The following is a 12,437-nucleotide window of genomic DNA, read 5'->3' as shown; positions in this document are numbered from 1 at the left end:
ACGGATATGAGTGTTTTTAATAATAAAGTTATGTTAGGGAACTGTTATGTGAACCACGTTGGATTTTATGATGGGGGAACATACAGAGTTTTATTCTTACGTTTATCTGTTTTTAGCTACTCAAAAGATGGAAAGGGTCATTATGAAAATGTTAATGCCCAAATTTCTTGTCCTGTAGATAGAAATGGGAAACCTTCGACTACAAGTAGTCACCCTAAAGCTTTGATGAATAAATTTATCTATGAAAAGTTGGATCGCAATTTGGTTGAGGGAATGAAGATAAGTATTCATGGAAATATTCGTGGAACAGAACAAGTACTTCTTAACGCTGGGTGGAAAAATTTTGGTCAATTATCGTCTTTAGAAAAAGAAGAATATCAAAAAATTCCTAAAAATGAACTAGTAACAAGAAATCAAACATATATCTATATAGAAGAGGTAAGTATGCCAGAAAAAGAAGAATTTAGAAAGACCCAATCTAAGGTAACAAAAGAAGATGTGGAAGTTGTGGAACCGAATCAAGCAGATGAAATTTTATCAGATGATGCTGATCCAGTGAATGATGAAGGGGAAGTTATTGAAGTTTTTGAAGCTGAAATTATCGAAGAGGAAGAAGTTAAAAGTGTTGATAAAAGAATGTATCGAGAGAAGTCAAAAGGTTATGTGAATTTTGAAGATATGTATTATGACGAATATTCTAATGAACCACCGATCAATTAGTGGGGGTCAAGATGAAGCTAGTACAAAATAGTGAAGTGAAAAAAAGAAAAAATGGATTTGTTAAAAACTCGAATAAAATTTTGGTAAAACTGAAAAAAGCAGGTAGTTTTAAAAAAAATAAATATCATACTGGAAAAATTGAGGGAGAAGATTTACCGAAAAGTCTACAGGATAAATTGAATATTCCCCTTTCATTTATAGGTATATTTCTAGGTTCAATAGTTTTTCTAGCAATAACGTACTTATTGAACTTTTTGAAGTCTTTGTTAGTTGCAATCGGCCAGTCAGAAAGTGGTCTACTTGGAGTAGAGTTCGATCCCAAATTTAGTTTGACACACCTAAGACCACTTGGGGATACGAAACAATACTTTATGTGTGCTGTAGTTGTGGTAATAGGAGTCGCTTATTTAATATATGGGAAATTAAATCATGAAAGCGAGAAAAATCTTGTTTACGGTCAAAAAGGAGATTCAAGACTTTCAACCATCAAAGAAATTAAAAGAGATTACCATGAGATACCAGAAAAGACAGAAGTTTATGATGGTATTGGTGGTGTGCCTATTAGTCACTATCAAGATAAATATTACATTGATAGAGATACAGTAAACACCGTTGTTTTGGGAGCTTCAAGGTCTGGTAAAGGGGAAACATTTGTTGTTCCTTTATTGGATAACCTTAGTCGAGCAAAGATACAAAGTAATATGGTTGTTAATGATCCGAAAGGAGAATTGTTTAGCGCTTCAAAAGAAACACTTGAAAGACGAGGCTATCGTGTATTAGTGCTAAATATTGATGATCCACTTGAATCAATGAGTTTCAATCCTTTACAACTAGTAATTGATAGTTGGGCTAACAAGGACTATCACGAAGCGAGTAAGCGAGCGAATACTTTAACTTCAATGCTCTTTGCTTCAGGAATGGGTACAGATAATGAGTTTTTCTACAAATCAGCTAAATCAGCGGTCAATGCGATTATTTTAACAATTGTAGAACACTGTTTTAACAATGATTGCATTGAAAAAATTACAATGTACAATGTGGCTCAAATGCTGAATGAATTAGGGAGCTTATTTTACACTGATCCCAAGACTGGAAAAGAAAAAAATGCTTTAGATGAATATTTCAATACTTTACCACAAGGGAATCAGGCCAAGATTCAGTATGGTTCGACTTCATTTGCTGGTGATAAAGCCAAAGGATCGATTTTATCTACTGCTTCACAAGGTATCGAAATGTTTACAAGTGATCTGTTCGGAAAGTTAACAAGTAAAATGTCTATTGATTTGAAAGAGATAGGTTTTCCTAAGTCCATACAATTTAAAGTCAATACGAATTTAGTTGGAAAGAGGATTAGTATTTCATTTTTGAGAAGAGAAAATGATGTAATTAGACTAATTAAGAAGTATCGAGTGAAAGTAAAAGCTTTAGGGCTATGTGTTTTAAATTTTAATGAATATCTTCAGGATGGAGATATGTTGGATATACGATATGAAGAAGAGAAATCGAGAGCATGGTATCGTATTGAATTTCCAAAAAAACAAGCAAATAGTCATGATACTTCTTTAGTCACTAAAAAATTCAAGTCAGGTGCAAATTTTTCTGACTTAGAAATCAGCACTTTACGATTAAAATATACGGATCAACCAACTGCTGTGTTCATGGTTATTCCAGATTATGATCCGTCGAATCACGTACTTGCGAGTATTTTCATCAGTCAACTTTATACAGAGTTAGCAAGTAATTGTAAGCAAACACCGGATAAAAAATGTTTTAGGCGCGTTCATTTCTTATTAGATGAATTTGGGAATATGCCGGCTATAGACAATATGGACGGGATTATGACGGTATGTCTAGGGAGAAATATGCTTTTTGACTTAGTGATTCAATCCTATAGTCAGCTAGAAACAAGATATGATAAAGCTTTTAAAACAATCAAAGAAAACTGTCAGAATCATATTTTAATCATGTCGAACGATGAGGAAACGATAGAAGAAATTTCCAAAAAATGTGGTCATAAGACAACAATAAATAGGAGTGCTAGTTCAAAACATTTAGATACTGATAGCTCGGTAACTAGTTCGGCAGAACAAGAGCGAGTAATTACAGTTGAGCGTGCTAGTCAATTGATTGAAGGGGAGCAAATTATTTTAAGAAACCTTCATAGACAAGATACAAAAAGAAATAAGATTAGACCATTTCCTATCTTTAATACTAAAGAAACGAATATGCCGTATAGATACCAATTTCTAGCAGAAGATTTTGATACTCAAAGAGATATTAATGAGATTGATATTGCATGTGAACATATCAATCTATCTTTACAAGATAACCAAATTCCATATGCAAAGTTTATCAAAGATTTAAAAACACGTTTGGAGTATTCAATTATTAATAATATTCCTATTAGTGATGAAGACTATCATAATTATCGAAATCTATCAGGATCACAACAAACAATTAATGAAGAAGAGCTGTTAAAGCTAGTAAATACGGAAGAAAAAAATCAAGATACGGAAGGTCAAGTTCTATCAGAACAAGAAATGAAAATTAATATTTATCTAAAAGAAAGTCAAAAGGAAGCAATAGAATTAGTAAAAGTAATTAATGGAAGGCTGGCTGATGAAAATTCGGCAGACATGGTTATAAAAACCATTAATTCGCAAGTCCTTGATACGCCCTTCATTCAATCTTTAATCAATGATTCTATAGCTATTCATAATGCTAAAGAGAATAAAGATCAAATTATGATCCTAGAACAACAATTAGCTAATGCTTATGAGTTAGCAGTGTTAAAAACAAAGAATTCAATTCTTAAAAATAAAATTATCAAGTTGAAAAATGCTATGACTAAGCTAGTAAAAGCAATTTAGAGAGAAGGGAAGAAATATTGACTGAATCTATTAATTGGAGAAAATTAAATGTACGATGGTTAAAGTATAAATGGCCAATCATAGTTTCTCTAATAATCATTCTCTTTGTGTCTTATCCGCAACAAGTTTTTGCATTGCCATGGATTACAGACAATAAAGAGGTATTGAATTTTTTAACAAAATATCAAGATTATCTTCAGTTTACTAAAGGTGGTTTTGGGAGCATTGTTATGCAAAGTCTATCGTGGGGGCTGATTAGAGGTGCATATTTTGTTTGTAAATCAGCAGAAAACCTTGTACCACAATCGCTAAGTCTGTTTAGCTTTGTGGAAAGTAGTAGTTTAGGTGCTGTTTATCAATCTGTATTAAACACGGTGGTTGTAGGATTAATGATCCTTTCATTGATGTTTGTTGGTTACAAGATGATTACTGGAAAAGGAACAGTGGATTTAAAATCGGTTGGAATGAACGTAGTGATGTCTGTAGCATTAATCCTTTTAATGCCAACCATGATTTCTAGTGGTATTCAATTCGCTAAAACATTTTATAAGGACTCGACTACAATTACAAAAGCTGATGGGGGCGTTGCCTGGTCATTGATCGAGGATGGTGTAACTGATTTAGTATATATAAATAAAAATGATGCTTATGATCGATTGGGTAAAGACGGCGTACAAAAAAATGCATTAAAAGAAAAGAATTTCTTCTCCTATGATTTCAGCGAAGTAATCACAGTTGATACAGCTAAAGATTTAGAAGATGATAATAAAAAAGCTGAATATCTCCAATCTAGGTTGACACCAGACGGCGAAGGAAATATGCAAGCCGTTAAGATTGATGATGGTTGGATGTCGATGTTCTCTGATAGTTTTAAAGGGGGGTACTACAGGTTTACTAAAAATACTTTTGCGTTGACTTTAGGATTACTTTCGTTAGCTGTAGCTTATGTTTTTAGTATTTTTATCATAGTCACTGCTATTTTAGAACTGGCATTTAAGCGTGTGCTTGGGGTTCTTGTTTTTGCAACGGATATTGAGACAGGTCAGCGTTCAAAAGTTGTTCTGTCGGATATTCTACAGTGCTATTTGACTGTTGGTTTTCAAGGATTTGGATTATCCATGTTTGCAATGTTTATTTCCTATTTAGGAACTGGCGGAGGGTCTTCAGTTAATCCGTTTGTTAAAGCTGTAGCTTATGTATGTGCTGTTTTTGTTTTAATAAAGGGTAGTGGAACAGTCATGAGATACTTTGGTGTTGATATTGGACTCAAAGAAGGCTATGGGCAACTTGCTTCTGCTTTTGGAATGGGTGCAATGCTGTTTAGAAAAGGATCAAATGGATTTAATCGTGCCAAAGGAAGCGGAAACGGAAATGGGTCAGACAGCAGAGAAGGAGAAGATCGAAAACCAGAAAAGAATTTCGGCGAAACTTTATCAAAGAAAGCTGGCAAAACTGGAAGAGTTTTGGGATATGCTCATGAACGTGGATTATCAGGTTTAGCTTCAGATGGAGCTACAATGGCTAGTGAAAGAGCAACGAAACCATTTAAGAGTATGCGTGATATGGCTAACGATACCAAGAACAAGTTCAAAGAAGGTTTAGATGATGGTACCGTGTCCGCTATTAATAAAAATAGCAAATCTATGTTGGCTAAAAATAAAGAAGATGAAACTGGAAAATATGCTGATTCCATGCCAACACGTCTTTCGGATAGAAAAGATGGTGCTAAGGTTGAAAATGCTGATAGAATTATGTCTAGTTCTGAACGTATGCGTGAAGCAATGAAAAATAATGCTGAATCGAATAATAATCCTACAAGTGCAATTCAGCAAAAAGTTCAACAAGATATTGAAGAACGCAAAAATGCTATGCACGGTCAAGCTAAGTCTGCTGAAGAATTAATTAATCAGAAGCGACAGGAAGCGAAATACACGCCTGAAGCAATGAATCGTGAGGAAATGTTAAGGAAACGTGTAGAAGGACGTACAGGCGTTAATATGGACGAAAAAGAAGCGTTGACCAAAGAAAGAATCCAAGAAGCTAAAAATTCAAATACAGGATTAGAAAAATTAGTCAAAGAAAATTCACAAAATTCTACAAGTAGTCAAAGTGGCCGATCAGTAGATGTCCGAGAAAATATTCAAGGTTCACTGAATGGTCATGTCGGACGAAATGTTGATGTAAGAGAGAATTTACAAAGTTCTTCAAATGCTCAAGGCACTAAGACAATTGATGTTCGAGAGAATGTGCAAAGTAGCAGCACAAGTCAACCAAAAACAGTAGATGTTCGAGAAAATCTACAAAATTCTACAAGTAGTCAAGGGTTTAAATCAGTGGATGTTCGAGAAAATGTGCAAAGTAGCAGTGCAAGTCAACCAAAAACAGTAGATGTCCGAGAAAATGTACAAAATTCTACAAGTAGTCAAGGATTCAAAACAGTAGATGTTCGGGAGAACGTTCAAAAAGATAGTGGAGAAATGAAAGAAAAAACACAAAAAATCAATATTGTTGAAGACAGAAAGTCAGCGAAAAAATTTGATTCAAATCATGAAACAGTGATTATTGATAGTGAAATCCGTGAAAATGATAAGGGATCAAAACCAAGACGAAGATTCACTTATGAAGACAATGAGTTATTCAGAGATACACTTAATGATCCTAATCCACTTTTCGATAATTTAAATTAAATTAAAAGCCGGCATGAGTGATTGTGCCGGCTTTTTATGAGGTGAAAATGATGTATAGAAATCCCAAAAATATAAAACAAGAGATAAAGCTATTTTTCTTCTATTTAGTCGATTTAGGAATAGTAGCCGGAAGCGTAATGGCAAGTGTTTACTTTGCAAAATTAATGCCAATTTCACCAATGATGAAATTTGCACTGTACTTATTAGCATTTGTAATGGGTGTTTGGATGTGCGTTAGAACGCCTAATCACCCTAAAGAGCGAAATATTTTAATGCTGTATTATCTCTTTAAGATGGATAGAAACAGGTACCATGAAGTAGAGTTTAAAAGAAATAGTAGGGGGAAAATTGAATTATGATTGTTGCTGAAAGTAATGAAAATAAATTAAGTGATGTTTTTGATAAGTTCTTAGAACTAGTTATTCCAAAAGATAAAGATATATGTGAACTTTTACCATATAAAAAAATATTGAAAGACGGAACGTTAGTGACTAATGACAATAAGTACCAAGCTTTTTTTAAAGTTAAAACAACTGACTTAACTTCTATTTCAGAAGATGGATTTATGCGTATGGTAAATAAACTCACTTATTTAAATCGAGTATATTTAGAGCCATATAAAATATATTCATTAACTTATCCTACTGAAACAGTAAATCAAGCGATTTATTGGAAACATAGAATACAGGAGGCAAAGAGAAGTTTGTTGAGTAATAATGACCCCAATTTAGAAACGTATCTAAAGTGGAATCTAAAACTAGCTTACGATAATTATGAAAGAGTTGATCTAGTATCAACTTTACCAGAGTTGATGTTCGTTATTTGTGTTTATGGAAAAACACAAAAAGAAGTGAAAAATCATGCTGATGTCATGAAACAGGCCGGTGGTAGAGAGTTAGATTTACAAAGAATTACTGAAGGTGATTTAATCAATGTGATAACTAAATTGATGAATCCTAATACTTCTTTATAAGGTGGTGCTTATTATTATGTTAAAGCACTGTAGAAAAGGATTTTGTAAAGTAATTAAAGGTAAAAATGCTACTGATTTAATCTTTGAATGGAAAGAATCTAATTTAATTAATGTACGTGGGAAAAATGGAAGTGGAAAAACAGAAAGAGTGATGGATAGTATTGATAATTCAAGGCCTAGATCAAGAGCATTAGTAATAACTGATGAAAAGAATCACTATAAAGGCATACGAACGATAGAAAAAAAATATTTAACTAACAATGATCTAAAAGTAGTAGATGACATTTTAAATATTTATCCTGATTTTAATTTAGTTGTTTTTGATGAAACAATTCCTGTAACAGAAATAAAAGGATTTTATCAAAGCTTTTCCAATCTAGCAAATAAATATAAGGAAGTTCTGTTTGTTTGGATTACAGAAGAAAATAGTAACAGCAAGTCAGCGTTCTTTAGTGAAAAGAACGCTTTTTTACATTCTATTTAAAAAGGAGAATTGAACATGATTGTAAGTAAAAAATTAGCAAGAAATCTAGTAAATGAAGGGTATGACTTAAGACTAGTAGAAAAGTATCAACCGAGCGGTGGAATTAAATTTGATGAGCGCTATATTTCTACTGGTGATGGATATGTAACTTCGATTGCTGTTATTGAGTTTGCAGAAGATGTAAACAGTCGATGGTTAACAGATATAATGGCAATTCCAAACACTATTGCAACTTTTGATGTATGTACGGCGGATAAAGAAGACTTATTGCACAAAATCAACACGTCTATTGGAGAATTAGATTACCGATCAGCAAACGAGAATAGAACAACTGACAAAACAGATGCTTTACTAGATAAATACAATTTAGAAGATTTTGCACAAGAAATTACGAAACGTGGTGAAGTGGTCAAAACCGTTCATGCTCGTATTTTTGTTTATAGTGACTCTTTAGAAGAATTAGAGAAAAGAATTAGTGAGATTCGTAAAGACTTGGCTAGTGTCAATCACAAGGCAATTGTTCCGCAATTCAGAATGAAGGATGAATGGATGTCATTATTTCAAGATGGTATGGAACAAGAATCAAAACTATTTTCCAAAAAAGGGTTAACTGTTCCAGCAAAAAATATTGGTGGCGGTATTCCATTTCACCATAAGAGTTTAAAAGATCCACGTGGTTTTTACTTAGGAACTACTTCAACTGGTGGTGCTTTTATATTTGATCCATTTTATTCTACGAAGCAAAGACGATCGTTTAACGGCTTTATTTTAGGAAAAATGGGTTTTGGTAAATCAACTTTAATTAAACAGCTACAGGAAGGGCTACAAGCGAAGAATTGTTTTATCCGAGGATTTGATAAGTCAGGCGAATTTGAAGGCATGGTGAAGAAAGCAGGGGGGTATACGTCGATTTAGGTGGTGGAGATATGGTAGTAAATCCATTACAAATTTACGCAACAGTCATGAAAAAAGATCAATTTGGAAATGATGTCGTAGATGAATCGAAGAGTTTTCAAAATCATATTACTAAGTGTAGTAATCAAATTCGCTTTTTAGAACCGGAAATTGATACGGCAACTGTACGTGAATATACTTTGATGTTACAAGACTTTTATATTCATTATGGGATTTTGCCACAAGAATGGAGAGAAGCGAGAGACGATAACGAACGAAATCAATTAAATACAAATATCTGTAGCTTGTCTAATGATTCATATCCAATCTATGGAGAATTTCTTAAATTTATTGAAAATCAACAATTCAAAATTAAAAATGCTACTCCTGAACGTGTTCGTTCTATTGAATTAATTAAGCTTATTGTCACGGATATGTGTACAACTTATCCTCAAATTTTCAACGGAGTGACAACGATGCCAAATTTTGATACAACAAAAATTGTTTACTATAACATTGATTCTATTAGTAAAATGAGTGCCCCAGTGTTCCATTGTCAATTATTCACAGCGTTAACGACTATTTGGAATAGTGCATTGCAAAACGGAAAGATTCAAAAAGAAAACTTTAAAAAGTATGGTAGTGATTATTATAAGTATGCACAAGATTTTATGGTTTTAATCGATGAGTGTCACAACGTTATTAATTCAAATAACAAGTATGCATGCGAATATGTACTAAGTTTTGAGCGAGAAATGCGGAAAATGCGTGCGGGAGTTTACTTTGCAACTCAAACTCCTGAAGAAATTATTCCAAAAGATTCCGGATCAGAAGTAGCAGATGTGATTAGAAACATTTTTAATCTATGTACTTTTAAATGCTTCTTTAATTTGGACTCTGCATTGTTGGAAGACATTAAAAAAGTTTTAGGAAATACAATTACTGATACAGAAATCATGCTTTTACCAGAATTAGAAGTAGGACAAGCTGTAGTTCAAACTTCCAGTGAAGACACCTATATGATTAATTTTGATCCATATCCAGAGCAAATTGAACGATTCGATGGTGGTCAATAATAGAGATCGGAGGTGAATTTAATGGAGCAGAACAAAAATAATAATGTTGCTTCAACACTCGCTCGTCAAGGGATGAAGCAAGTATCAAAGAAAATAGGTCTTGCTTTAAAAATAAAAATAGGGGTAGTTATAGGGTTAATAACATTGGTTGTTCTTTTAGTTATAGGTTCTCTGGTTACATTACAAGGAACACAAACTGCAACTAATACAGGAGGTGTAGAAGTCATTGGTGGCAACAAACCGTTGTCACCTGAAGTTAAAAAATGGCAAAAAATGGTAGAAAAATATGCTGAAAAATATGGGATTAAAGAATTGGTACCTTACGCTTTAGCAATTATGCAATGTGAATCTGGAGGTAATTTACCAGATTTAATGCAAAGTAGTGAATCAGCAGGATTGCCTGTAAACACACTTCAATATGAAGAAAGTATCGATCAAGGGCTTAAACATTTGGGTAATGTATATAACATTGCCAAAAGTTATGGCATGGAAAGTAACTATGATGGAATAGTCCAAGCCTACAATTACGGTATAGCTTACATGCATTACTTAGGGAAAAACAAGAAACCACATACTATCGAAACGGCTGAAGCCTATTCTAAAAATGTTGTTGCTCCAAGTTTAGGAAATACCACAGGACAGACTTATTCATATGTAAATGAAGTATCAATCAAATATGGAAAAACATATTTGTATTTAAATGGTGGGAATTTTTACTATGCAGAGTTAGTTAAACAGTATATTGGTGGTGGTAGTGGTAATCCGGCCAACCCTTCAGAATTTTGGGGGAAAATGAAAACAGAAATGGAAAAATATCAAGGTTGGCCGTATGTTTGGGGCGGTAAAAATCCAACAACAGGTTTTGATTGTAGCGGATTGACAGCATATCTTTATCAATTTAGCGCCGGAATTACGATAGAAAGTTATACAGTAACACAGTATGAAGCAACTGAAGCAGTATCAATTAAAGAAGCAAAAGCAGGTGATCTGATTTTTTTCAGAGGAACATACGGAGCGCCCGATTTCATTTCTCACGTAGGTATCTATGTTAATGAAACAACTATGTATGATAGTAATTCAAGCGGAATTGGTTATCACAATTGGCAAGATTCATACTGGCAATCACACAGTCCAGAGATTCGTAGAGTTAAAAAATAGGGGGAAGAAAAAGATGATTAAGAAAAAAAATGATAATAAATGGAAATATATTTGTGGTGTTTTACTTGTTGTTTTAGTTTTAGGCGGACTGTTGTCTCAACTTCATACAAGCACCATTCAAGCAAAAAATAAAAAATTGGATCAAGAAGTAGCACAATTAGAAGAACAAAATAGCAAGTTAAGTAAAAATATTAATGATCTAAATGCAAATATAGAAGCGAATCTAACTAATGATGATGGTAGTGAATTAAATAAACAAATTGCTGAAACTGCTAAGAAATTTGTTGAACTATATCCGGTATATGATATTGAAAAAGTAGAAGAAAAGAAGGCAGAATTAGAGAAAGTATCTACTACTTCTGTAGCTGATTCTATTGTGCCGGACGACATGATTACAACGAGTAAAAAGACTTTAGAAAGTAAATCTACTACTCAAAAAGGGGAAGCATATTCAAGCGATCCAACATTCAAAAGTAAATATAAAGATTCAAGATTATATACGAATTATGTTAATGCCAATACTATTAATTACTTTGCTGAAGTCAATTACAAGACAGAATCTTCTAGTGGTGATACAGAGAATACAGTTTATATGCTCTTTGAAGTAACTAACAAGGACGGCCGAGTGTTGGTAGATAATTATGAAATCAAGTATTTAAAATAGTGAGGTGAAGTAAATGAATAAGAAATATTCCATTCATAATAAGAAAGAAACAAATAAAAAAAATAAGTCGCAAATTGACAAAGTATATAAAAAAACGAAAGGAATGAAATTATATTTAGGTGCTATACTTGGATTCTTAGCAGTAGGAATGATGATCGTTTTTTCTCCTTATGTGATGGGAAAAAGTTATGATTTTGAAACTGTAAAAATGAATTCAGCCCAAAATGTAACGTCTTCTTTGAATATGTATGTCGATGATATGGAAATAAATAGGGAAGATGGACTATTTAAATTAGTGTTGCGGTATCAAGATGATACAGGAACTAAATCACTAAGTAATATTAAAAGTGACTATAGACTAAATTTCATAACGAACAAAAATAATGAAGGTGTTGAGACAAAAATTATACAATTGTCAGATGAATACACGGTAATATATTATCAAAATCTACCTAAAAACTTTGGTGTAATTTCTGTGACAGTTCACCCTAGATATATTTATCCGGAGTTAGAGCCTTCAAACGACTTAAAAGAAAAGGAAATAAAATTCTATGCAGTAGATAAAGACATTAAATCGAATAATAAATTGGAAGTTGAGAGTACTTCTGATTTACAAAAAGATAATTTTAAATATCAAATTAAAGCTATAGAAAAATCTATAAAAGATGAGAAAAAATCTATTGAAAAAATGAATCTAGCAAATGAAGTAGTGCAAAAAGATATTGATAAAGCTAATCAAAACTTAGAGTTTCAAACCCTAGATGAACAGACAGATACAAAAAATGAAATCAGTTCTATGCAGACAACTATTGAAAATAATAAATCTTCAATAGAGGAAAGCGAAAATAAAATCAAACAACTTGAGGAAAAAATCAAACAACTAGAAAAGTCTGCAAGCCGGTTTGAGTGAT

At 32.8% G+C, this 12,437-nt stretch carries 11 protein-coding genes; all 11 read left to right on the top strand.

The window, feature by feature from the left end; translation table 11 throughout:
* Positions 1 to 6: 6 nt before the first annotated feature.
* From HMPREF2961_RS00395 to HMPREF2961_RS00350, 11 genes are read left to right on the top strand one after another with little or no spacing between them, the layout of a single operon-like run.
* Positions 7 to 720 (top strand): hypothetical protein, encoded by a 714-nt coding sequence (locus HMPREF2961_RS00395; RefSeq protein ID WP_070703664.1) that lies wholly within the window; start codon positions 7 to 9, stop codon positions 718 to 720.
* Between the two features lie 11 nt (positions 721 to 731).
* Positions 732 to 3,590, top strand: coding sequence for a VirD4-like conjugal transfer protein, CD1115 family (locus tag HMPREF2961_RS00390; protein WP_070703662.1), 2,859 nt, complete (start codon positions 732 to 734; stop codon positions 3,588 to 3,590).
* A 17-nt stretch (positions 3,591 to 3,607) separates the two neighbouring features.
* Entirely contained in the window at positions 3,608 to 6,277 is a 2,670-nt protein-coding gene (locus HMPREF2961_RS00385; RefSeq protein WP_070703660.1) for a pLS20_p028 family conjugation system transmembrane protein, read from the top strand.
* 47 nt (positions 6,278 to 6,324) lie between these two features.
* Complete coding sequence (locus tag HMPREF2961_RS00380; protein ID WP_083314183.1) at positions 6,325 to 6,636, top strand: DUF5592 family protein; 312 nt, start codon at positions 6,325 to 6,327, stop codon at positions 6,634 to 6,636.
* A complete protein-coding gene (locus HMPREF2961_RS00375; RefSeq protein WP_070703656.1) occupies positions 6,633 to 7,250 on the top strand; it encodes a hypothetical protein in 618 nt (205 codons plus the stop codon). The genes HMPREF2961_RS00380 and HMPREF2961_RS00375 overlap by 4 nt, the downstream gene beginning before the upstream one ends.
* A 16-nt stretch (positions 7,251 to 7,266) precedes the next feature.
* Positions 7,267 to 7,734, top strand: a complete 468-nt coding sequence (locus HMPREF2961_RS00370; RefSeq protein WP_070703654.1) for a hypothetical protein — start codon at positions 7,267 to 7,269, stop codon at positions 7,732 to 7,734.
* A 15-nt stretch (positions 7,735 to 7,749) separates the two neighbouring features.
* Positions 7,750 to 8,649: a hypothetical protein gene (locus HMPREF2961_RS15535; RefSeq protein ID WP_256277946.1), complete on the top strand. Its 900-nt coding sequence runs from the start codon at positions 7,750 to 7,752 to the stop codon at positions 8,647 to 8,649.
* Between the two features lie 11 nt (positions 8,650 to 8,660).
* Positions 8,661 to 9,704 carry a hypothetical protein gene (locus tag HMPREF2961_RS15530; RefSeq protein WP_256277945.1) on the top strand — a complete coding sequence of 348 codons (1,044 nt, stop codon included), beginning with the start codon at positions 8,661 to 8,663 and terminating at the stop codon, positions 9,702 to 9,704.
* A 21-nt stretch (positions 9,705 to 9,725) separates the two neighbouring features.
* Positions 9,726 to 10,862, top strand: a complete 1,137-nt coding sequence (locus HMPREF2961_RS00360; RefSeq protein ID WP_002362771.1) for a bifunctional lytic transglycosylase/C40 family peptidase — start codon at positions 9,726 to 9,728, stop codon at positions 10,860 to 10,862.
* Positions 10,863 to 10,875: 13 nt separating this feature from the next.
* Positions 10,876 to 11,526, top strand: a complete 651-nt coding sequence (locus tag HMPREF2961_RS00355; protein ID WP_070703653.1) for a cell division protein FtsL — start codon at positions 10,876 to 10,878, stop codon at positions 11,524 to 11,526.
* A gap of 13 nt (positions 11,527 to 11,539) precedes the next feature.
* Complete coding sequence (locus tag HMPREF2961_RS00350; protein WP_070703651.1) at positions 11,540 to 12,436, top strand: hypothetical protein; 897 nt, start codon at positions 11,540 to 11,542, stop codon at positions 12,434 to 12,436.
* The last annotated feature ends 1 nt before the right edge of the window (position 12,437 follow it).

It is taken from the genome of Enterococcus sp. HMSC076E04 (assembly GCF_001814285.1).
GTDB classification, from domain to species: Bacteria; Bacillota; Bacilli; order Lactobacillales; family Enterococcaceae; genus Enterococcus_B; species Enterococcus_B lactis.
The sequence above is the reverse complement of the archived record's forward strand: the minus strand, read 5'-3'. Positions and strand labels throughout refer to the sequence as shown.